Here is a 1,398-nt window from a genome sequence, read left to right on the forward strand (position 1 = left end):
GCGACCAGGTCTCGGCGCTGCTGGACAATTCGGGCCAGGGCTTCCTGTCGTTCCAGGGCGACCTGCTGGTCCAGCCGGAATTCAGCCATCCCTGCCTGGCGTTCTTCGGCGGCTCGCCGGCCGGCAAGCCGGTGGATGAATTGCTGTTCTCGGGGGACGAGCACGCCCGCGACACGCTCAGGGCCTGTATCGAGGAGGCCCTGAAGGAGAAGGATTCGTCGCGCGCCGAGCTCTACCTGTCGCTGCTGCCGGAAGAGATCGCCATCGGCGCCAGGGTGCTGAAGGCCGAGTTCAAGCCGCTGGACCGGGCGATCATGGTGGTGCTGACCGACATCACCGGCGAGAAGGCGCTGGCCGCCCAGGTGGCGCGCGAGCGCACCCGCCTCGAGATGATCGTCTCGGCGGTCACCTACGGCAACGACTTCTTCGACGCCGTCGCCGAGTTCACCGGCTTCGTCCAGGACGGGGCCGGCATGTGGCGGGGCCGCGACCGGGCGGTGCTGTACCGCACCATCCACACCTTCAAGGGCACCTTCAACCAGTTGGGCTTCCACCACCTGCCCACCGCGCTGCACGACGTGGAATCGTCGCTGCAGCGCCTGGGGAGCCGGGCCGACGGGGCGGACGCCGCCGCCATGGTGTTCGCCCGCGACTGGCAGGGCGTGCTCAACGCCGACCTCGAGACCGTGCGCGACGCGCTGGGCGACGATTTCATGGCGCGGCGCGGCGTGGTCACCGTCACCCCGGAACAGGCCAAGCGCTTCGAGCGCTTCGCCCGCGGCCTGCTCGACGAGGCCGACGTGCCGGACGTCATCGAGGAAATCGCCGCCATCCGCACCGTGTCGCTGCGCCAGGCCATCGGCGATTTCGACAAGATGATCCACCAGATCTCCGCCCGCCTGGAAAAGGAGGTGGCGCCGCTGGTGGTGGAAGGCGACGACGTCCGCATCGATCCCGAGGTGTTCGGGCCGTTCCTGCGCTCGCTCGGCCACGTCTTCCGCAACGCGGTGGACCACGGCATCGAGGACCCGGATTGCCGGCTGTCCACCGGCAAGAGCGAGGTGGGGACCATCACCTGCGCCATCCGCCGGGTCGACGGCGCCCTGGCCATCGACATCGCCGACGACGGCGCCGGCATCGACGTCGAGACCCTGCGCCGCCGCGCCGCCGAACTGACCGCCGCCGACGTCAGCGCCTGGGACATCGCCGACCTGGTCTTCGCCGACGGCATCAGCATCCGCACCGAGGCCACCGAGCTTTCCGGCCGCGGCGTCGGCATGACCGCCGTCAAGGCCAGCGTCGAGGAACTGGGCGGCAGCGTCCGCATCGATTCACGGCCCGGCCGCGGCACCAACTTCCTGTTCCACATCCCCTTCCCGCCGCAGGTGGAGGGGCGGG

The 1,398-nt window shown here is 70.0% G+C and carries 1 protein-coding gene; it reads left to right on the forward strand.

The genetic code is table 11. From position 1 onward, the window contains the following. On the forward strand, nt 1-1,398 hold a 1,398-nt coding region (locus tag H261_RS22825; RefSeq protein ID WP_008622704.1), incomplete at both ends, for an ATP-binding protein.

This window comes from Paramagnetospirillum caucaseum, assembly GCF_000342045.1.
GTDB lineage: Bacteria > Pseudomonadota > Alphaproteobacteria > Rhodospirillales > Magnetospirillaceae > Phaeospirillum > Phaeospirillum caucaseum.